The sequence below is a fragment of the Pseudomonas fluorescens genome (assembly GCF_040448305.1).
GTDB classification, from domain to species: Bacteria; Pseudomonadota; Gammaproteobacteria; order Pseudomonadales; family Pseudomonadaceae; genus Aquipseudomonas; species Aquipseudomonas fluorescens_BH.
Genome location: NZ_CP148752.1, coordinates 1,633,249 through 1,654,308, shown reverse-complemented (window position 1 = coordinate 1,654,308; position 21,060 = coordinate 1,633,249). Strand labels below are relative to the sequence as shown.

Annotated in this window: 17 protein-coding genes; all 17 read right to left on the bottom strand. The window is 61.5% G+C overall.

The annotated features are described in order from the left end of the window. Positions 1–29: 29 nt before the first annotated feature. Positions 30–296 carry a hypothetical protein gene (locus WHX55_RS07460; RefSeq protein WP_150724453.1) on the bottom strand — a complete coding sequence of 89 codons (267 nt, stop codon included), beginning with the start codon at positions 294–296 and terminating at the stop codon, positions 30–32. After that, positions 293–1,585 carry a 6-hydroxymethylpterin diphosphokinase MptE-like protein gene (locus WHX55_RS07455; protein ID WP_353742335.1) on the bottom strand — a complete coding sequence of 431 codons (1,293 nt, stop codon included), beginning with the start codon at positions 1,583–1,585 and terminating at the stop codon, positions 293–295. The genes WHX55_RS07460 and WHX55_RS07455 overlap by 4 nt, the downstream gene beginning before the upstream one ends. A 90-nt stretch (positions 1,586–1,675) precedes the next feature. Beyond that, positions 1,676–2,602 carry a ketoacyl-ACP synthase III gene (locus WHX55_RS07450; protein WP_150724451.1) on the bottom strand — a complete coding sequence of 309 codons (927 nt, stop codon included), beginning with the start codon at positions 2,600–2,602 and terminating at the stop codon, positions 1,676–1,678. Between the two features lie 226 nt (positions 2,603–2,828). Beyond that, positions 2,829–3,881 carry a pseudaminic acid synthase gene (gene pseI, locus WHX55_RS07445; protein WP_353742334.1) on the bottom strand — a complete coding sequence of 351 codons (1,053 nt, stop codon included), beginning with the start codon at positions 3,879–3,881 and terminating at the stop codon, positions 2,829–2,831. Then, positions 3,874–5,379: a UDP-2,4-diacetamido-2,4,6-trideoxy-beta-L-altropyranose hydrolase gene (gene pseG, locus WHX55_RS07440; protein WP_353742333.1), complete on the bottom strand. Its 1,506-nt coding sequence runs from the start codon at positions 5,377–5,379 to the stop codon at positions 3,874–3,876. Before pseG ends, pseI begins: the two co-directional genes overlap by 8 nt. After that, a complete protein-coding gene (gene pseF / locus WHX55_RS07435) occupies positions 5,376–6,083 on the bottom strand; it encodes a pseudaminic acid cytidylyltransferase (RefSeq protein ID WP_353742332.1) in 708 nt (235 codons plus the stop codon). The genes pseG and pseF overlap by 4 nt, the downstream gene beginning before the upstream one ends. Next, a complete protein-coding gene (locus tag WHX55_RS07430) occupies positions 6,080–6,700 on the bottom strand; it encodes a pseudaminic acid biosynthesis-associated methylase (RefSeq protein WP_353742331.1) in 621 nt (206 codons plus the stop codon). The genes pseF and WHX55_RS07430 overlap by 4 nt, the downstream gene beginning before the upstream one ends. After that, positions 6,700–7,890, bottom strand: a complete 1,191-nt coding sequence (gene pseC, locus WHX55_RS07425) for a UDP-4-amino-4,6-dideoxy-N-acetyl-beta-L-altrosamine transaminase (RefSeq protein ID WP_353742330.1) — start codon at positions 7,888–7,890, stop codon at positions 6,700–6,702. The genes WHX55_RS07430 and pseC overlap by 1 nt, the downstream gene beginning before the upstream one ends. Positions 7,891–8,015: 125 nt before the next feature. Next, complete coding sequence (locus WHX55_RS07420) at positions 8,016–10,940, bottom strand: TIGR00180 family glycosyltransferase (RefSeq protein ID WP_353742329.1); 2,925 nt, start codon at positions 10,938–10,940, stop codon at positions 8,016–8,018. Positions 10,941–10,992: 52 nt separating this feature from the next. Next, entirely contained in the window at positions 10,993–11,721 is a 729-nt protein-coding gene (locus tag WHX55_RS07415; RefSeq protein WP_353742328.1) for a cephalosporin hydroxylase family protein, read from the bottom strand. 30 nt (positions 11,722–11,751) lie between these two features. Further along, positions 11,752–12,417 carry an acetyltransferase gene (locus WHX55_RS07410; protein WP_353742327.1) on the bottom strand — a complete coding sequence of 222 codons (666 nt, stop codon included), beginning with the start codon at positions 12,415–12,417 and terminating at the stop codon, positions 11,752–11,754. Then, entirely contained in the window at positions 12,414–13,535 is a 1,122-nt protein-coding gene (locus WHX55_RS07405; protein ID WP_151213394.1) for a DegT/DnrJ/EryC1/StrS family aminotransferase, read from the bottom strand. Before WHX55_RS07405 ends, WHX55_RS07410 begins: the two co-directional genes overlap by 4 nt. After that, positions 13,532–14,758, bottom strand: a complete 1,227-nt coding sequence (locus WHX55_RS07400) for a class I SAM-dependent methyltransferase (RefSeq protein WP_353742326.1) — start codon at positions 14,756–14,758, stop codon at positions 13,532–13,534. Before WHX55_RS07400 ends, WHX55_RS07405 begins: the two co-directional genes overlap by 4 nt. Next, positions 14,755–15,315, bottom strand: a complete 561-nt coding sequence (gene rfbC, locus WHX55_RS07395) for a dTDP-4-dehydrorhamnose 3,5-epimerase (protein WP_353742325.1) — start codon at positions 15,313–15,315, stop codon at positions 14,755–14,757. The genes WHX55_RS07400 and rfbC overlap by 4 nt, the downstream gene beginning before the upstream one ends. Next, positions 15,312–16,394, bottom strand: a complete 1,083-nt coding sequence (rfbG, locus tag WHX55_RS07390) for a CDP-glucose 4,6-dehydratase (RefSeq protein ID WP_353742324.1) — start codon at positions 16,392–16,394, stop codon at positions 15,312–15,314. The genes rfbC and rfbG overlap by 4 nt, the downstream gene beginning before the upstream one ends. After that, on the bottom strand, positions 16,376–17,149 hold the full coding sequence (gene rfbF / locus WHX55_RS07385) for a glucose-1-phosphate cytidylyltransferase (protein WP_353742323.1): 774 nt from the start codon (positions 17,147–17,149) through the stop codon (positions 16,376–16,378). The genes rfbG and rfbF overlap by 19 nt, the downstream gene beginning before the upstream one ends. 280 nt (positions 17,150–17,429) lie before the next feature. Beyond that, a complete protein-coding gene (locus WHX55_RS07380; protein WP_353742322.1) occupies positions 17,430–21,023 on the bottom strand; it encodes a glycosyltransferase in 3,594 nt (1,197 codons plus the stop codon). Positions 21,024–21,060 lie beyond the last annotated feature (37 nt).

The following is a 21,060-nucleotide window of genomic DNA, read 5'->3' as shown; positions in this document are numbered from 1 at the left end:
AACGCCCGTGCCAAAGCAGTTGCTGCCCCTCAGTCCGGCAGGTTTTCGAGCAGCTCGATCAACTCATATTCCATGAAGTCGGCGAGCCCCAGCCAATCCTGGCGCTCCTGACAGGCCAGCATTTGACTGAGCAAGGATGCCCACGCCTGCTGCACGTCCTGAGGTGCCTGCAAAAACAGGCGCTGCGCCTCATCGAACAGATCGACCATGTTCAACGCCGCTTCGACATCACGCCCCAGGCGGAACAATCCGGCGCATTGCCGGTATTGCTCGATACCTTTCGCTTGAGACTTCATTGCACGAAATCCTGATTGAACTGCGTACCGGCAATCATTGCCCCTGCCCGACTGCTGTTGAGGAAAAGGACCTGGGGATGCCTGGCAATGTAACGTTCCAGCTCGCACAGATAGCCGCGAAAATTCAACTGCGTCTTGACCTTCTGGCCGTGACCATCGTGCACCCAGTATTTGGCCTGACTCACCGGCGGCCCCAGGTCACCATCGTTCCAGCCGGTGTGGGTCCGGTTCATTGGAAAGGCAAAGTCGGCACCGAAAAGCGTGATGCGCTGCGCGCCCATCTTCACCGCCAGATCCACGGCCGGGTGAATCACACTGCCGCCCACGTTCAGCAGTGCACGGGGATGCTGTTCGCGCAACGTGGCGTAGATCGGGCTTGCGGAGTAACCACTGTAACGCTTGCCTTTCCAGGCATTGAGCATTTGTGGATCGCTCAATGGCAAGTACACCAGCGCAATATCCTCGGACGCTTCACCGGGCAGGTGCAGTACGCTGATGCGCTGGTCGATGCTCACGACCAGGTCAGGCTTGATTCCGTGCTCGCGAAGGGGCTTGTAGGCCGTATCGACACAGATGAACAGAGGTCGCGGGGATTGGTTGCGCACCGCTGCCAAGCGCTCGAAATTCCCTTCCAGGCTCGGCCCGGTGGCAATCACATAAACCTCACGCTCGGGACAAGTGCCAAACAGCCGAGCCACATCGTCGTCGGCAAGCAGTAGTCCGAGGGTGTCCTGCAGGCGCTGCAGAATGACCGGCGACTGCGGGTCGAAATCACGATTGTTGAAACTCAAGTGCACTTCACTGACCAGGCGATCACGAATCTTCGCACTGTAGTCATCGGCCAGCAGCATTTCGGCGGGCAAGGCAAAAAACGGTGTGAAGATGTCGGACAGATCGCCGGCATACAGCAGTTGCACACGCGGATCGCCCAGCCACTTACGCTGATCGATCAGCTGCAACACCAGTGCGAAAAGCGCGCCGTTGAGAATGTGCACATAGAGTTTTTCAAGCCCGGCACGTTCCAGCAAAACCGCAGGCAAATCGCCGAAACCGGTGCCGTAAACGTGCAGCTGTGGCTTGTCGAGCGGGAGGCTGGCGGCCTGCAATCGGGCCTCGTGCAGACGATCATGACGGCTGGTGAGCTGGATGCCACCCACACACAACGTCGAGTCCCGCCCCTCGACCAGGCCAACCTCGACGGCCAGGCGATCTTCCGTTTTCAATCGCGCATACAGCGACGGCCAGCGCCGCTGGATAACCTGAGCATTGTCTTCAAAGCATTCGCTCATGCTACCTCGCATTCCTTACAAGCAAAAAAGCGCTCAAGGTTAACCCTTGAACGCTTTTTTGTACCGGCCTTTTTATTAAAGGACTTTCACTCAAGGGCGATAGATGATCGCCGAACCCCATGACAGCCCCACACCGAAACCGCTGAGCGCAACGCGCTTCCATTCGGAATCGAGAATATGTTTTTCCAGCAGCAATGGAATGCTCGACGACACCGTGTTACCGGTCTCGACCATGTCCTTGATGAACTTCTGCGGGCACTCTTCGAAGCGCCGCGCGACTGCATCGACAATCGCCGCGCTGCCCTGGTGAATGCAGAACGCATCGATGTCGTCGGCGCTCAGTTGCGACTCGCCGAGCAACTCATGCAAATGTGCCGGCACCTTGAGCAGGGCGAAGTTGAACACCTGGCGACCGTTCATGAAGAACACACCGTCGGTGACTTTCAAATGTGGAGCGCCGGAACCATCGGTGCCGAACTTGGCCTTGCCCAGTGCCCAGGTCGGGTTATCACCCATCCAGGTAGCCGTGGCCGCATCGCCGAACAGCATGGTGGTGTTGCGGTCTTCGGGGTCGACGATCTTCGAATACGGGTCGGCCGTGATCAGCAGGCCGTTCTTCAGGCCAGCGGCTTCCATGAAGCCCTTGATCGCATAGATGCCGTAGACGTAACCGGAACAGCCCAGGGAAATATCGAACGCGGCGACGCTGGTCGGCAGGCCGAGTTTGTCCTGCACGATGGCCGCGGTATGCGGCAGGCCTTCTTCGTCACCGTTCTGGGTGACGACGATCAACGCATCGATGGATTCACGTTTCAGATCAGGGTTGCTGGCAAACAGCGCATTGGCCGCTTCAACGCACAGATCGGAAGTTTCCTGATCAACGCCCTTGCGCGGCAGGAAAGCCGAACCGATCTTGCCCAGGATGAATTCTTCATCCTTCTCGAATTTTGCACCTTGTGCGTAATTGTCCACGCCGGCTACAGGAACGTAGCTCGCAATGCTCTTTATGCCAATCATTACGGCTTCCCAATAATAAACAGCCCAATACCACCACTCGCAGCAATCGAGGGGCGCCGACAAACCTGGATTTCCGTCGCCCCAAGGCGACGGCCGGGAAGCATAAAGGGCCATCACTGAACCCGATAAAGGGTCAGGCGCCATCTTCCCGGTCAATACAATACAGTGAAGATGCCCGTTCTGACTCGCAGGTCACGCTATTTTGCCGAATCAGCCCGGCAACGGGTCATTCGACCAACGACCAGTCCAGTGCTGTTCCACGCTTGATAGCCTGACGGGCACGGCGTCCCAGGAGGCTTTGCGCATGCTTGGGCGCCAGCCCGAGCCCCGGACGGATGGCTCTCAGATTTGTCCCGTCGAAGGGCTCGCCGGCCTCCATGTCCCGGGTGACATACAACGACCGACGGTACGCCAGGGATTGGCGCTCAGCCTCGGTGACGCCGTAATGCACCTGCCCCATGGCTTGCCAGGCGCGTTCGGTTTCGATCACCAGGCTGGCCAGTTCGGAAGGCTCCAGAGAGAAACTGGCGTCGACGCCACCCGCCGCACGGTCGAGGGTGAAATGCTTTTCCACCACCGTTGCCCCCAGTGCCACCGCCGCCACGGACACACCGACGCCCATGGAGTGATCGGACAGCCCCACCTGGCAATCGAACAATTCGCGCAAATGCGCGATCGTGCGCAGGTTGCTGTTCGCGGGCGATGCCGGATAGGTGCTGGTGCATTTGAGCAGCACCAGATCCTTGCACCCGGCCTCGCGGGCGACGCGCACGGTTTCATCGAGCTCGGCGATGCTGGCCATGCCGGTGGAAATGATCAGCGGCTTGCCCGTCGCGGCCACCCGGCGTATCAGCGGCAGGTCGGTGTTTTCGAAACTGGCGATCTTGTAGGCCGGCACGTCGAGGCTTTCGAGGAAGTCCACGGCGCTCTCATCGAATGGCGTGGAGAACGCCAGCAGGCCCAGTTCCCTGGCGCGAGCGAAAATCGGCGCATGCCATTCCCAGGGCGTGTGGGCCTTTTCGTACAGCGCGTACAACGAAGTACCGGCCCACAGGCTGTTGGGATCCTTGATGAAAAACTCGCCCTCGGCCAGGTCCAGGGTCATGGTGTCGGCGGTGTAGGTCTGCAGCTTCAGCGCATGGGCACCGGCCTTGGCCGCGGCATCGACGATTTGCAGCGCCATGTCCAGGGACTGGTTATGGTTGCCGCTCATCTCGGCAATGATGAAAGGCGGCGCATCGGCACCGATCAGGCGCTCGCCAATCTTGAAGCTAGTCATCTGCGTGATCCTTCAATACGCGCGTGAACGCGCAGGCACTCTGGGTAAAACCGGCTTCGCGAAAGACGCTCAGCGACGGTTGGTTGGCGGGCAACACCTGGGCGGTGAGGGACTCAAGTTCTGGCCAGTGGGCCTTCACAACGTCCTCCCCACGGGCCAGCAACGCCCTGCCCCAGCCCAGGCCGAACCGGCCTTCGAACAGATAAATCGACACCTCGGCGGTAAAGCCACGCAGGTCATAACGCAGCACACCGACCGGACCGTCATCGGCCTCGGCAATCAACAACAGCCGCCGGGGATTGCTCAGGCTCGCCGTCAGCCAGTTCTGATGCGCGGGCCATTCGATCACGCCGGTCTCCAGCGACCAGCGACGCACGGCCTCGGTGTTGCGCCCGTCGAACAACAGCTGCGCATCACCCAGGGTCGCCGGGCGCATCCTCAGCACCGCGCCGGCCAGCGCAGCCGCTACCCGCTGCGCGCCACGACCATCGACCAACAGTCGAGATTGTTGCGCCAGGCTCTGGCGCAGACCCTGGTTACCCGCGACAAAGCCGATGGCCAGGCGCAACTGCTCGACACTGACCTGCTCGCGGGCGCCCATGAACACATGGGCACCCGCGGCCGCCATGACCTCGCCGTTGGCCTGCTGGTTGTTCGATACGGCAATGCAAATCGTCGGTAGCCCCATGGCTGCGCGCTCCCAACTGGTGCCGCCACCCGCCCCGACAAACAGGTCGGCTTCGGTCATCAATCGATAAAAGTCGCTGACAAAACTGTGCAGGCGCCAATGCGGGCGACTCGCCGCCATCACCTGCATCTGCGCCCAGGCCGGATTATCCGCACCGGCGACAAAATCGACCTCCAGCTCGACAAAGTCCGCCAGCGCCTGCATCGCATGATAGGTCTGCATGGCCGCGTCGAAACCGCCGAAATTCACCAGCACACGCCGGGCCTGGGGCTTGATTTCTATGGCCGGGCAACAGAACTCGTCGCGCAACATGGCAAACCGCGGGCCGAACAATGTCCGGCAGCCTGGCGCCAGCAGCGAGGTATAAGCCTCTGGCGTACCCGAGAGATTCTGGTTCAGCAGCAAATCGGCGCTGTAGGTCCGCGTGGCGAGGTCATCCACCACGGCGATCCGTGGCGCCCAGCGCCGCGCAGCCGTCTGCCAGTGATGATCGAGGCCGTAGTGGTCGACAATGATCCAGTCAAACGCCGGCTGGAGCTCCAGCAACGGCTCGAGCGCAGCGATATCCGCCTGCCATGGCAGCATGGATTCGATGGCTTGTTGCGGGTCTTCATCCTCGTAGCGCTCAGGCAGCGCGAAGGTTTCGAAACCTTCGGCCCGCAGTGCCTCCAGCCGATGTCCCGGTAACAGGCGACAAGCGAAAGCCACATGACTGCCCTGCCTGCGCAATACCCGGGCCAGGCACAGGCAGCGCGCGATGTGACCGCTGCCGATGGTCGGTGAGGCGTCCGAACGAATCAGCACTCTCATTGCAGCTCACCTCCGGCCTTCAGCGCGGCATACAGGTATTCCGCGCGTTTCCAGTCCTGCGGTGTGTCGATGTCCTGCACCAGATGCCGCGGCAGGATGACCGGCAGGCTGTACGGCGAATACAGCACCTCGCCCCGCAGCCAGGCATCGCTGCGGCCCCAGTAGAACTGCCCGGCATCCTGATAGGCGATCGACAAATCCTGGGAGCGGGTATCGCGATACTGCGGATACAGTGCCGTCAATGCACCGTGATCATCAAGGGTCAGGGCTCGCTGAACCGGGAAACCGAAGTCGCACACCGAGAAGGCGAAAGACTTGTCGGGATGCTGTTCCAGCAGGCTCAGCCCCTGGGCAAGAAATCGCGCTTGCAACAACGGCGCGGTCGCGTAGATGCAACAGGCACGATCAAACTTATCACCCTGTTCACCCAAGGCTTGCAGGGCATGGGCGATCACCGCGGCGGTCCCCGTGAAATCATCGGCCAGTGCCGCCGGGCGCATGAAGGGCACCTGGGCGCCACAGTCCCGCGCCAGCCCGGCGATTTCCTCGTCGTCGGTGCTGACCACCACCCGGGAAAACAACCCGGACTCCAGGGCGACCTGAATCGAGCGGGCAATCATCGGCACACCGGCGAACGGCTTGAGGTTCTTGCGGGGTATGCGTTTGCTGCCACCGCGGGCCGGGATGATGGCGACGTTGTTCAACGGCGTTTTTCCAGGACAAACCAGGTGATGTCATCCACCGGGAATTGCCGATCGCGGTGGTAACCGAAACCGTAGTCGACCAGTTGCAGGTCGTCATAGCGATCGAGCATTTCACCGGCAAAATCGCGCTTGAACAGCTTGCCGCTGTTGCCGCGATACGGGACTTCGACCGGTGCCGGGTTGTAGTACTCGGCGATCAGTATGTAGCGCTGGCTCAGCTCATACAGTTGCGCGTACGCGGCCGCCAGCAACTCCGGCGCCAGGTGAATCAGCACGCCTTTGCTCAGGGTCAGGTCGAAGGTGCGTTTCCGGGGGAAATCGAACAGCGAACCCTGCCAGATCTGTGCAATACCCAACGCCCGGGCCGCGGCACAAGCACTGGCATTGATCTCCACGCCGAACAACTCGCAGCGGGGCAACAGCTGACGCAGGGCCTGCAGATTGTTGCCGGCATTGGTGCCCAGTTCCACCAGGCTGTCGATGTGCCCGACCCGTGTCAGCGCCTTGGCGAACAACGCCAGGTTGGCCGCCACCAGCGGCTGCCCGATATTGCGCTCAACGTACTGGTTGCCGAATTCGCCCTGCCAGAATGTTTCCTGCTCGGTCAGTTCACGCATCACACATTTCCCACCCGCCGCAATGGCTGGATTATTTCGATCAGCTGCCGCATCTGCTCGACCACGTAGTCCTGTTGCTCATCACTGAGCAACGGATACAACGGCAGGCTGATGGCTTCGGCGTAGTAACGTTCGGCCTGCGGAAAATCACCTTCGGCGAACCCGAGATCACGATAGTAAGGCTGCAAATGTACGGGAATGTAGTGCAGGTTCACACCGACCCCGGCAGCTCGCAAGCCCTCGAACACCTCACGATGAGTGAGATTGATTTGATCGAGTTGCAGGCGCACCACATACAGATGCCATGACGACTCGGCCTCAGGTTGTGCACCGGGCAGGGTCAGCGGCAAATACGCCAGCAAGCGCTCATAACGCGCCGCCAGTTCACGCCGACGCTCGATAAACTCATCCAGTTTGCTCAACTGCGACAAACCAAGGGCCGCTTGCAGGTCGGTAATGCGGTAGTTGAAGCCCAGCTCCACCTGTTCGTAGTACCAGGGGCCGTCGCTGGGTCCGGTCATTTGCTGCGGATCCCGGGTCATGCCGTGGCTGCGCAAGCGTTGCAAACGCTCGGCGAGTTGCGGGCTGTTGGTCATGACCATGCCGCCCTCGGCACTGGTGATGATCTTCACCGGATGAAAGCTGAACACGGTCATCGCGGCAAACTCGCCACAACCCACCGGGCGCCCGGCGTAGGACGCACCAGCGGCATGGGCCGCGTCTTCGATCACCGTAATGCCGTATCGCCTGGCCAGTGCGGCAATCCTGCGCATGTCGCAGCTCTGCCCCGAGAACGCCACGGCCACCAGGACTTTCGGCAACCGGCCTTCACGCTCGGCCCGTTCCAGTTTGACGGCCAGCGCAGCGGCATCGAGGTTCCAGGTCAGCGGGTCGATATCGACAAAATCCACCTCGGCACCGCAGTAGCGACCGCAGTTGGCCGAGGCGAGAAAGGTGTTCGGTGTCGTCCACAGCCAGTCGCCCGGGCCGAGCCCCGCTGCCAGGCAAGCGATGTGCAGGGCCGCCGTGGCATTGCACACCGCCACGGCATAACCGGCCTCGCAGCGTTTGGCCATCGCTCGCTCGAAGCGCTCGATGGTCGGCCCCTGGGTCAGCCAGTCAGACTGCAATACACCGACCACGGCGTCGATGTCCGCCTGATCGAGGCTTTGCCGAGCGTAAGGAATCATGCTGGCAACCAGGCACGCACCAGCGCGTCCCGGATGATCCGACACCCGAATGAACCGGTCCCGCCTGCGATGAAAATCGATTTTCCGTTGAACATGCCTTGAATCCTTATACCTGTTCGCCGGGCCTAGCCGAGCATCTGCGCCCAGTTCACCGAAGCACTTTCGCCCAAGGCGAAGCCTTTGCCGCTCAAGGCCAGATTGGCGTTATAGGCCTGGTCCTGGGCAAAGGCTGCCGCCCACTTGTCACGCAGCGCATCGAGGGCCTGCGGCACCTGAGGCACTTCACCCGAATGAATGACCTGTACCAGCGGCGTCCACACGGTGAGGTAACCGGCCTGACCGGCCCTGAGGCACAGATCGACGTCACTCAAGCCGTCGGCGAAGGTCATGCTGTCCAGACCGTCCAGTTCGTCGAACAACGCTTTGCGCACCATCAGGCACACCTTCGACACCGCCGAGTAGTTCTGCTCCAGGGCCAACCGGTGCAGGTAACCTTCGGCGCCATGTTTTTCACCGACAAAGGCTGAGCCCACACCACCGTTCATGCCGAGAATCAGGCCGGCCTGGGTGACCTTGCCGTCGCGATCGATCAACTTGGGACCGACCACGCCGACTTCCGGACGCTGGGCGTGATTGAGCAGCGATTCAAGCCAGTTCGGGTTGACCACTTCACTGTCGGCGGCCAACAGCACCAGGTACTCGCCCTGCGCCTGCTGGCTGGCCGCGTTGTACAACGCCACATCGCTGAGGGTCTGGTCGGCACGCAGCACGCTGACTTTTGGATGCTGGTAAGTACCGATCCAGTCATTGACCTCGGCTGACTGATTCGGGTTGGCCGCAACCAGCACTTCGTACTGGATGTAGCGGGTACGCAGCAACACAGCTTGCAGGCACTGTTGCAGCGCCACCAGGTCATCCCCGGCCGGCAGGATGATCGACACCAGCGGACGCTCGGTGTGGCGGTAATCGATCTGATAAGTACCCGGCACCGTCGAAGTGATCTTGGCCTTGTAGCCACGATTGCCCAGGTGGCGCGACAACGCCAGGCGCTCATCGGCGTTTTCTTCCAGCGCCGGCGCCCGGGCAATCACCAGCGGCTCATCCAGGTGGGCCAGCCCGTTGAGGCCACCCTGCTCGATGATGCGCAGCAGCAGGTCGAATTCCAGGGCCTTGCTGAAGTCGGGCTGGTAGCCGCCGACTTCAAGGAACACTTCCCGACGGATCAACCAGTGACGCGCCATCAAGGCCGGCAGGCTTTGCAGCAAATCCAGATTGAAGCCAGGGCGGAACACGTCCACCAGTGCGCCTTCGGCGGTGCGCTGGATTTCGTCGGTGGCGACGGCGCGGCAGTCCGCGGCAGACAGCAACTCCAGGCTGGCACGCAACAGGCCACCGGCGGTGAATTCATCGCCGGCTTCGGCCAGCATCAACCAGTCGCAAGGCGACTGACGAGCGCTCTGGTTCAGCTTGTCGACGTAATTGCTTTGGGTAACACGGACAAAGTGCAGAGTGTTCTGCGCCGTGGTCGCCGCCGGTGCTTCACCGGTGGTGAAGACCACGATCTTGAACGCCTTGCTGTGGCCTTCGAGCAGGCTGTCGAGGCTGACCTGCAGCTTGTCGATATCGTTATCCAGGTCCAGCAGGAAGATCCCGAACTGTGGACCACCGTCGTTGGCCGCCAGGTGCCGGGCGATCGACTCTGCCTCATGGGCATCGGGCTGACGGGGCGCAAGCCACTTGAGCAAACGACCGGAGAGCATCTTGTCGAACGTCGCACGATTACCCTCGACCGACACCGCCTCCAGACGTGCAGCCCAATCGCGCAGGGTCTGCGCCTCTTCGTCTTCACCCAGCAATTCCAACTGAGCCGCCAGACGCTTGACCACCGTGCGATTGAACACGTTGCTGTCGTGGGCTTGCCACAAACGGTCGACCACACTTTCCGGCGTGTCATTGTTGCGCGCCAGCATCAGGCTCTGCTGACGGGTCCAGATACCCTCCAGGCCTGCCAACTGAACGCGTCCGGCCGGCATGGCGTGCAACAGGAATTCGAACCGGGTCAACTGATCGAAAAACTGCTGATTGTAGAACGGCATTTCGACGTATTGCTTGGGGCCGAAACGGCGCTCAGGGCCTTTCTCGACACTCGTCCATGCGGACTCGATAATCAGCTCGGTGGTCAGTGCGCGACCGGTGCGCAAGCTATCGGCCAGGGCTTCAAAGCTTTGCAGCGCGAACTGCCGGCCTTGCTCCGGGTCTTCGTTTTGAACGTGAGTCGGTAGCCCGAAGAGGAAATCGGCAAAGGCCTCGCGCTCGGCGACCGTCTTGGCATCGGTATGCGCCAGCGTGTGGAAGATCTCGGTGTTGTGGTCCGAATACCCGTAGTTCATCTCCCGCACCACATACGGGATCGGCAGAATCCGCGCCTTGCCCCGCGCCAGCATGTAGTACGTGTGACCGATTTCCTGCCATTGGAAGGACGTATCCTGAGGCATCACCTGATACCAGTCACGTACCAGGTCGGTGCGTTGTACGGCATAGAAAGGCGGCAGGTACTGGTGCATGTAATCGAGCACACGCTCCTCGGCGTGCTCGGACGAATAGTCTTCGCAGACCTTCTTGTCACGCCGAAAGTAGCTGACGCTGTTGGGTTGCGACAGGTACATCATGCTGTAACCGTGGCACAGGCCGTAGTCGGGATTGGCCTCCATGAAAGCCACGGCGGCGCGCAGGGCATCGTGCACATGGAAGTCATCGTCGGCGGCGAACACCATGAACGGCGTGGTCACTTGCTCCACGCCAAAGGCCAGCTTGGCGCGAACGCCCCAGTAGCCAAACTGCGGGACATGCTGGTAATCCACATTTTCATACTGCCCGGCCAGGCTTGGCTGGCCTTCGGTCGAAGAGTCCAGCACCAGAATCCTGCAAGGCAAGCCGCTATAGAAACGTGCCGCACGGCGCAAAAATGCCGGCCGCTCGTGAGACATCAGCACCACGGTCAACTGTTCGTTGAGTGCCAACCCGTGTTCAGAATTGTTCTTGCCTTGCATACATTTCCCCACAACGGCGAATCGCCGAAAAAACCCAACGATGTCTTGTCGATTACCGCACGCGACGCAGGTAGCCATCCGGCGCGACGGTGATCAGCAGCTTGCTGTGAATGGCCCGGTCGATTTCAAAATCGCGGTTTTCTTCCAGGTAGGCCCATACCGCAGTTTTCGGGTTGTCGCCCTTGCCCCACGGACGGTCCGGGAACGCATCTTCCGGCATGTCTTCAACCACGGTGTCCATCACCACGCAGTAGCTGCCTACCGAGGTCATCGGTGCATAGGCACGCAGCTCTTCGAGTACGTGCTCGTGGGTGTGGTTGGAGTCCAGGACCACCAGCACTGTCTTACCTTCGACGCGCTGGCGAACCTGCTCGACGATCGCCGGATCAATGCTCGAACCCTGGATCATCTGGATCCGCTTGCTCATCGGGTGCGCTTCGATCGCCTCACGGTTGTGCTGGCGGATATCGATGTCGACGCCCAGCACTTCGCCATGGCCGATCAGTTCCAGCATCGAGGCGTAAAACACCAGCGAGCCGCCGTGGGCGATACCGGTCTCGACGATGATGTCCGGCCGCAGCGCCCAGATGATCTCCTGCATGGCGACCATGTCCTGGGGGAACTGAATGATCGGGCGGCCCATCCAGCTGAAGTTGTAGGTGTACTTATGTTTGGCGGTGGTGCCAACCCAGTCCAGCGACGTGGCTTGCAAGGCTTTGTCCTGTTGCAGGCCTTCGATGTTGTCTTTTACTTCTTCACGAAACTGCTCATGAGGATTCATTACAGACTCTCCGGAAATTAGTCGCGGTGGTTACTTGAAAACCCGACCGTCTTGAAAGGAAGCAGGATTGGTCTTGATGGTCCTGGCGGGGCTGCCCACCACAACCGCATAGTCTGGAACGTCTCTGGTCACAACGGCGCCCGCACCGATGGTGACCCAACGACCGATGCGCAATCGCGGCAGGATCGTGGCGTTGGTGCCGATGAAGGTGCCGTCACCGATCTCGACACAACCGGCAATGCAGACGCCCGGCGCCATGAACACCGAATGGCCGACCTGCCCCTCATGCCCGACCACGCTGCCGGCGCTGATACTGGTGTTGTCACCCAGGCTGACTTGCGCCTGCATGATCACGCCCTCTTGCAGATAGGTGCCGACGCCCATGGTGATCATCGTCAGATCGATGCCTGGGTGGATGAAGTTGCCCAGGGTGCCGCCGGCCTCGACGATCTCGCAGGTGGTCCGGTAACGCAGCGCCGTGCTGCCGGTGATCAAATTGACAAAGCGTGTGTCGGGGCCTTTCAGCTCGGCCACCTTGTCGGTACCACCCACCACCGGCACGCCATGAAACAGCGTGCCTTGTTTCGCCGGATCGTTATCGAGAAAGGCGAACTGCGCGTCCGGCTGGCTGCGTTGCAGGGTGAGGATCATCCGTACCGCTTCAGGATTGGCCGCCCCCAGCAGGTAAACCTTCATAGCCGGGTCCTTTTGAGTACCAGCGCGCGCAGCACCTCGATGACCCGGCGCTGATCGTCATCGGTCATGTCGTGGTAGCTCGGCAGATTGATGGCGCGCTCCGGCAGCGAATGCGCCACGGGCGAGTCGGCCGTCAGTTGGCTGAACATCGGCAAGGACGACAGCGGCCAGAAGAACACCCGCGCGTCGATATCGGCGGCCTGGAAGGCTGCGCTCAACCTGTCCCGCGTGATCCCCAGCTCGCGGTCAAAGACCACGGTGGGCATCCAGTAACCGTTGCGCGCGTGTTCGGACTCAGGGTTCATGGACAAGCCCGGCAACGACGCCAGCGCCTCGGCGTAGTGGGCAAAGATTGCTCGCTTGCGTTCGATCAGCTCGTCGATCCGCTCGACCTGTGCGCAACCGACGGCCGCTTGCAGGTTGCTCATCTTGTATTTGAAACCGAGGAAATCCGGCCAGAACTGTTTGTTGCTTCCGGCCACCCGGCCATGGTTGGACAGGGTCAGTACGCGGTCATACAGGGCCTTGTCCGACGTCACGAAGATGCCGCCTTCGCCAGTGGTCATGGTCTTGGTGCCGTGAAAGGAAAACGCACCGAACGCCCCCAGGGAACCTGCCGCGTAACCACGCCACTGCGAGCCGATCGCCTCGGCCGCGTCTTCGATGACCGGCAGGCCAAACTCGCGACCGATGGCCAGCAACGCGTCCATGTCGCAGAGATTGCCGTAGAGGTGCACCGCCAGGATCGCCTTGGTCCGTGGGGTAATTGCCCGGCGAACCTGCTGCGGGTCGAGGCACCAGCTGTCGGCCAGCACGTCGACGAACACCGGCGTCGCGCCCAGATAGGTGATGGGCGCAGCCGAGGCGATCCAGTTGGTATCGGCGAGGATCACCTCATCGCCGGCACCGATGCCCAGCGCCGCCATGCCCATGTGCAGCGCACCGGTGCAACTGGACGTTGCAATCGCGTAAGTCGCACCCAGGTGCTCGGCAAAGGACTTTTCGAAGCGCGTCAGGTACTCGTAGCAGCGCTCTCCCCAGCCATGGCGGACGGCATCGAGTACGTAGTCAGCTTCCAGCTCACCGACACTGGGTTTGGTGTAATGAATTCGGCTCATCGAATGATCAACTCGGGAATGGCAATGACAAAACGACCGTCCCATGCACGGATGCCGGCAAAGGCCTGGGTGATCTCATCCAGCAGGTTCCACGGCAGCACCAGCACGTAGTCCGGTTTTTCGATGTCGATCTGTGCCGGCGACACGATCGGAATGCGGCTACCGGGCAGATACTTGCCTTGCTTGTGCGGGTTGGCATCGGCCACCCAGGCCAGCAGGTCCGGCTTGACCCCGGCGTAGTTGAGCAGGGTGTTGCCCTTGGCGGCGGCGCCGTAGCCGACCACGCGCTTGCCATCGGCCCTGGCCTGCAACAGGAAACGCAGCAGGTCATGCTTGATGCGCTCGGCGGCGGGCGCCAGGGTCGCGTAGTACCCAGGGGTTTTCACCCCGGCGGCGAGTTCGGCCTGCAGTTGTTTCCGGACCGCCGGTTGCACTTCCCGACGCTCGCCATCCACCCGCTGGACGAACACCCGCAGCGAACCGCCATGGGTCGAGAGCTGACTGACGTCGAACACTTGCAGGCCATTGCGCTCGCACAAGGTCTGCACAACGGTCAGCGACAGGTAGGAATAATGCTCGTGGTACAGCGTGTCGAACTGCTGGCCGGCCATCAACGTCAGCAGTTGCGGAAATTCGAAGGTCGCCACACCCGTCGGCTTGAGCAGGGTCGCGAAACCGCCGAGAAAATCATTGATGTCCGGGACGTGGGCCAGCACGTTGTTGGCGGCCATCAGGTCGGCGCCCCAGCCTTCGCTTTTCAGCTGCGCGGCGGTGTCGCGACCGAAAAACAGTTCACGAATCTCCAGGCCTTTTTCCCGCGCCGCTTGCGCGGTGCTGCGGGTCGGCTCGACGCCCAGGCAAGGGATGCCGCGCCTGGCCACGTACTGCAACAGGTAACCGTCGTTGGCCGCGACTTCCACCACACGGCTATCGGTGCTCAGGCCGAAGCGTTCGACCATCTCGGCCACATAACGCTCGGCATGGGCCAGCCAGGTGCTGGAGAACGAACTGAAATAGGCGTACTCGGCATCGAACAGGCTGTCGGCGCTGGTGTAATCCTCGGTTTGCACCAGCCAGCATTGCTGGCACACGGCAACCTTCAACGGCACCCATTGTTCGGCCTGCTCCAGCTGGTCGACACGCACGTAGGCGTTGGACGGTGGCGAGGTGCCCAGGTCAATCAGCGGCAGGGTCAGCGCAGTCGCGCAACCACGGCAGTTCATAGTCGCACTCCGGCAAAGTGTTCATCGAGCGCCGGATGACTCGCATCGCGCACCGACAGATTATTGACAGGCAACGGCCAGGCAATCGCCAGCCGTGGATCGAGCACCGACAACCCGCCTTCGTGTTCCGGCGTGTAGTCGTTGCTGTGCAGGTAAAGCAGCTCGGCGTCGGCGCTCAGGGTCTGGAAGCCGTGGGCGAACCCGGCCGCAATCAACAGGCTGCGGCCATCACCGGCACGCAAGTGTTCGGCGTGCCAGTGCAGAAAGGTCTCGGAGTCGGGACGCAGATCCACCGCGACATCCCAGACTTCACCACGCAGGCAGGTGATCAACTTGGCTTCCGGCGCACGGGCATTCTGGTAATGCAGGCCACGCACGCTGCCGCGTTCGCGGGTGCAGGAGTGATTGATCTGGCGGATATGAAACGACTGGCCAAACGCACCGAGGCTGCCTTCGCAAAACAACCGGGCAAAGTGCCCGCGCTCGTCTTCGAAGCGTTTGTGCTGCACGCTGAACAAACCGCTCAGCGGCAACGCCTTCAGCAGAAATTCACTCACAGCGCGCCTCGGTACAGGTTCAATTGCGCCAGGCTGATGGCGCGCATGTCATCGCCGTTCTGCCACGCCAAATGCCAATCCAGGGTCTGGGTCAGGCACTGCTGCAACGACCAGCGCGGTTGCCAGCCGAGCAATTGACGGGCGCGGCTGCTGTCCAGGCGCAGCAGGCCGGCCTCATGCAAATCGCTCGGTTCGATGCGTAGCCCGCGTGCCTGCGGCCAGCGGCTGGCGAGCAGTTCGACCACTTCACCGACGCTGCACATGTCCGCCTCGCCAGGGCCGAAATTCCACGCCCCGGCAAATTGCGGGCCTTGCTCATACAGGCCGGCAGCCAATTGCAGATAGCCGGCCAGCGGTTCCAGCGCGTGCTGCCATGGGCGCACCGCCTGCGGATAGCGCAAGGTCACGGGTTCATCCGCCGACCACGCCCGCAGCACGTCGGGAATCAACCGCTCCGGGGCGAAATCGCCACCACCGAGCACGTTGCCGGCGCGCGCCGTGGCCAGCGCCAGACCGTGCTCGGCGTGCTTTGGCGGCGCAAAGAACGAGGCGGCATAGGATTGCGCCAACAATTCGCAGCACGCCTTGCTGCTGCTGTAGGGATCATGACCGCCCAACGCTTCATTTTCGCGGTACGGCCACAACCATTCCTGATTGGCGTAGACCTTGTCGGTGGTCACCAGCACGCAGGCGCGCACACCGCCCACCTGACGGATCGCTTCGAGCAGGTTGAGCGTGCCCATGACGTTACTGGAATAGGTGCCCAACGGGTCGCGATAACCTTCGCGCACCAGCGGCTGGGCCGCCAGGTGCAGGACGATTTGCGGTTGGGTCTCGGTGATCAGCTCCAGCAAGGCCCCGAGGTCACGCAAGTCGCCGCGCTGATCGTTGATGCCTTCATGCACCCGCGCCAGTTCGAACAGGCTCGGCTCGGTGGACGGATCGAGGGAAAACCCGCTGACCTCGGCACCCAGACTTTGCAGCCACAACGTCAGCCAACTGCCCTTGAACCCGGTGTGGCCGGTGACCAGCACCCGCTTGCCGCGCCAGAATTGCGGGCTCAGGCCCATTGCTTCCATGGGGCCTCCCCGCTCTGCCACAACGCTTCCAGGTGATTCTTGTCACGCAGGGTGTCCATCGGTTGCCAGAAACCGTCGTGCTGGAACGCCATGAGCTCGCCACGCTCGGCCAGACCATCCAGCGGCCCGGACTCCCACGAGGTCTCGTCGCCGTCGATCAGCGGCAGCACCTTGGGCGACAGGACGAAGAATCCGCCATTGATCCAGCCACCGTCGCCGCGAGGTTTTTCGGTGAAGCCCAGGACACGGTCGCCATCGCGATTGAGCGCGCCATATCGGCCGGGTGGTTGCACTGCGGTGACGGTCGCCAGTTTTCCGTGCTGGAGATGGAAGTCCACCAACGCGCCAATGTTGAGGTCAGACACGCCGTCGCCATAGGTAAAACAGAAGGCCTGTTCGTCTTCGAGGTAGCGTCGGGCGCGGCGCAAACGGCCGCCGGTCATGGTCTCTTCGCCGGTGTCGATCAGCGTGACGCGCCATGGCTCGCTGTAGTTCTGGTGAACATCCATGCGGTTGTTGCACATGTCGAACGTGACGTCGGAGGTGTGCAGAAAGTAGTTGGCGAAGAAGTCCTTGATCGCATAGCCCTTGTAGCCAAGGCAGATCACGAAATCGTGGATCCCGTGAGCGGAGTACTGTTTCATGATGTGCCAGAGAATTGGCTTGCCGCCGACCTCGATCATCGGCTTTGGCTTGAGGTGCGACTCCTCGCTGATCCGCGTACCCAGTCCACCCGCCAAAATAACTGCCTTCATCCCCTTCCTCTCTTGTTCGTCACAGGGCTCAGCCAAGCTGTATCAAGCTTTTGCGGGCCATCAGGGTTAAACCTGCCGCCGTTCAGGGCGCATCCGGACTGACCGGAAGTGCTCGTTTTATGGCGATATAAGGGGGACTTGCAGGAAACGCGCCAGCTCTTTCAATCCGCTACCGGGCAATGCTTGGCGGGCATCTTCAACGCTGATTGCAAAGTCTGGCGGAAAAAAAAAGGCAGGCGACTCAACGTCGCCTGCCTGGTCGGGATGGATGCGCGAACGGTCAGTCCGCCAGCCAGCCATTTTCCCAGTAGCGCAAATTGTCGCCGCGCAGCACGTAGTCACGCAGCACGATCTCGCGCAACTCATCGCCCATGCGATAGCTGGCGTCCGGATCGGCCAGGTGCATGCGGATCGCTTGCAGCCATTCATCCGTGGAGTTGGTCTTGATCCGGGTGCACGGCAGGTAGCCGCGATAGGCTTCGGTGTCGGTGCAGATCACCGGGTAACCGCAAGCGCCATACTCCAGCAGGCGCAGGTTGCTCTTGCAGTCGTTGAAGATGTGGAACTCCAACGGCGCCAATGCCAGATCCAGGTTCAGGCTGGCCAGTTTGGCCGGGTACACATCCAGCCCGATCACCCCGTGAAACTCATGCATGTACGGACGCAAATCGTCCGGGCACATGCCGAAGAATACCCAGTCGACTTCATTGGCCAGTTCGCGAACCACATCGGCGATGACCGCCAGGTCCCCGTGGTGGCTGGTGCCGCCCCCCCAGCCGACCCGAGGCTTTTTCGACGTGCGGCGCTGACTGCGCAGATCGGTCCACAAGTGCGACGCCAACATGTTGGGCACCACGCGAATGTCGTGATGCATGTCTGACAACGCGTTACCCAGCGGCTCGGTGGAGACCACCACGCGATCGCACATGCCGATGGCGCGCCGGACCAGCGCCTCCATTTCGTCCTTGCCCGGCATATTGCGGATATGCGCATTGCGGTGCGGAACGTTGATCACGAAGTCATCCAGCTCATAGATACGTCGCGCGCTGGAGTATTTTTGCAGGCTCGGGATTTCGTTGATCGGACCTTCGGAATAGCGCCCCTGCAAGATGATCACGTCAGGCGAATGGCGCTCGACCTCGATGATGGTCGGCAGGTTGTAATGAATCCGCCCGTGCGCCCTGCCGGCGGCCTCCAGCTCGATCAGCGGTTGCGTGACCCGGTAATGGCCGATGGCGGACGCGTTGACCGGCAACGCGAGAATCTTCGGCAGCTGAGCCTTGGAAAACGGGCTCCAACCGGATCGCAAGCCGGGCTCGAGACTGAAGCTTGCACCGCCCAATCCCTGCAACGCCAGGTTGGTGTTGTAGGCCGGATCACGGGCCACGATCGGCAGCCAGCGCTTATAGAAAACTTCCTGCTCCTGCTCGCCCCGGGCCTGGTCACCTTCTTGCGCAGCCACCGCCGGTTGCGCGCCCAAGGCCAGTTGAGCGTGAGGCGTCCACACCACCAGATAACCTTCCTGGCCAACCCGCAGGCACAGGTCCACTTCGTTGAGGGACTGCGCCAGGCCCTGCTCATCCAGGCCACCGACGACGTCAAAGACCGCTTTGCGCACCATCAGGCAATCGCCGCCGACGGCACTGAAATTGTGAGCGACCTGCAAGCGGTACATGTACCCCGCTGCGTGCAGCATCTCACCATGGAACGGCATGCCGGCCGGCCCTTGCAACCCGAGAATCAGGCCGGCATGCAGCACGCGACCATCAGGGTTGAACAGCTTGGCCCCCACCACGCCGACTTCCGGACGCTGCGCATGATTGAGCAGTTCACCCAGCCATTGCGCCTGAGTGATCACCGTGTAGGGGTTGAGCATCAGCACGTACTCGCCAGCGGCCTGCTGCACGGCGAAGTTGCGCACCGCCGCCGCATTACCCTGCAACTCGCAGCGCAGCACCCGGATCCGCTCACTGCCCAATTGCGCCATGCCGGCGAACCAGTCAAGCGCCTCGGCGCTCTCGCTGCCGTTGTCCACCAACAGCAACTCGTATTCGCCGTAGGCCGTTTTCTCCAGCAGACTCTCGACACAGCGTTGCAACGCCAGGGTCTGGTCCTTGCTGACGATCACGATCGACACCAGCGGCCGATCAGCATGCTGATAGTCGACCCGATTGAGCAGCGCGGAACTGCCCTGGCGAATGTCGTGGGCGACACCCAGGCGCTGCAAGTGCGCCTCGAGCAACCGTGGATTGGTGTCCACCACTTGCGGTAGCGACAGCCATTTGGCCAGGTCGAACGCCGACTCCAGCAACACCTCCGAAATGTGCCCGACCACGTGCGTGCCAGCACTCTCGACCATGCGCCACAACACATCATGGGGTGCCAGTTCGCCGTACACCGAATCGAAACCGCCCAGTGCCAGGAACTGCTCGCGCTCGAATGCCAGCGCTCGCCCCACGTAGGGATAGCTGCGCATCAGGTCCAGGTTGAAGTCTGGCTTGAATGCAGGCTCGGCCGACTCACCCTGATGCAGCCCACCTTCGTCGCTGTACAGGCAGGTCAGCGAGCGCGACAGCGCAATGCGTTCAGCCATGACCAGCAAGGCCGGCGCCACCAGACGATCACCGGCGCGCAACAGATAGAACCAGCCAGTGCCTTCCAGTTGCGGTAGCAGGGCGTTGATCTGCTGCTGCCAGTCGTCCTGCAACGGCAAGCGGAACACTCGCTCGTCCAGCACGGCTTCTGTGCACGATGCCGACAGCACCAGCGTCAGTTCAGGGGCGTAATCCTGATCCGCCAGCGATTGCAGAGTGAGCTCCAGTGCCGAACGGCTACCTTGCTCATCGATGATGACCGGAACGATTTTGGGTCTGCTTGGCCACGCCTCCAACGTATCCGCCAGCAGCTCGCGCTGACCGTCGGTGAGACTGCGGCACGCCAGCCACTGGGCATACAGTTGCGCGAAACTGACACTGGCGATGCCGACATGCCAGTCCTGGGTGGTCTGCTTGGTGCCCAGGGTCCGGCTTAGCGGCAACTCTTCCCATACCCGCGGTGACTCGTCCACTTTGGTCAGTGGCACATAGCGCACCCAACCCTGGGCCGGCGCTGATTCGCCGCTACGGGCCTTGAGCATCTGCGACAGCCATTGCCGTTCGGTTTCCGCTGCGTCCTTCATCGACTGCTGGCTGCTCAATCGTTCGGGGTACAGGCGTTCGACGCCGAGCACGTGATTGGACACCGCCAGGTTGCCGCGCCGCATCAGGCAGACGTACAAGGCAAAATCGAGGGTCGCGACGAAGCAATGGCCAGGCTGCGTCAGTGCCGGGAACAGTTCGAGCACGTCAGCCCGACGGAACATGGCGTTGCTGAAACCACCGAGGATATTGACCGGGAAGTTTTCGAAGATCGCCAGCAGGTCCTCGCCCTTGAACACCCCGCCCACCGGGGAAAGCGGGGTGTTTTCCAGGCGCGAAGGCAGCGGCATGTCGTCGGCATCCCAGAGCAGGCGCTGGGCGACCACCAGGTTGACGTCGGCACAATCGATGAGCACCTGGGCCTGACGCTCGATGCAGGCGGAAAACAACTGGTCGTCATCACAAAGAAACTTGATGTACTCGCCCTGCGCCTGCTCCAGGCAAGCTTGCAGGTTACCCACCAACCCCAGGGTTCGCGGATTACGCACATAGCGCACGCTCGCACCCTGTTCAACCACCGACGCAACGATGTCTTCGATCTCATGGCCGCGACTGTCATCGCAAACGATGATCTCCAGATTGCCGTAGCTCTGGCTCACGGCCGTGTGCAAGGCACGACCGAAAAAGCGCGGATTGAAGGCGGGAATGACCAGGCTGACAATCGGAAGTGAATTCACGGCGGGCTCACAGGCGGCGCGAGCCCGCCCTGAAAAG